Genomic DNA, 238 nt, shown 5'->3' with positions numbered 1-238 from the left:
AGAACCAAACTCTTTCGCTTTATTACCTGCCATGACGAATCCTGACTGCATGGCTTTAATACTATTCTGTACCTTGTCTGAATTGTAAGCATTTTGGAGTAATTCAGCTCCGTTTTTAACTAAAGCTTTACTGAAGTCCGTAATCCCTTTAATAGTTCCGTCAACGAATCCCTTAAATTTCTCGTTAGTTTTGTAAAAATGAGTAAAAGCTACTGTAGCCCCTGTAATCGCAGCCGCT

The 238-nt window shown here is 38.7% G+C and carries 1 protein-coding gene; it reads right to left on the bottom strand.

What is annotated here, in order from left to right; translation table 11 throughout:
* Positions 1-238: hypothetical protein (locus KVT37_RS32805; RefSeq protein ID WP_217579084.1), on the bottom strand; the 238-nt coding region annotated here is incomplete at both ends.

Origin of the sequence: Mesorhizobium sp. GbtcB19 (assembly GCF_019091085.1) — a bacterium.
GTDB lineage: Bacteria > Pseudomonadota > Alphaproteobacteria > Rhizobiales > Rhizobiaceae > Mesorhizobium.
Note: the sequence above shows the minus strand (reverse complement) of the source record. Positions and strands in the feature narration are given on the sequence as shown.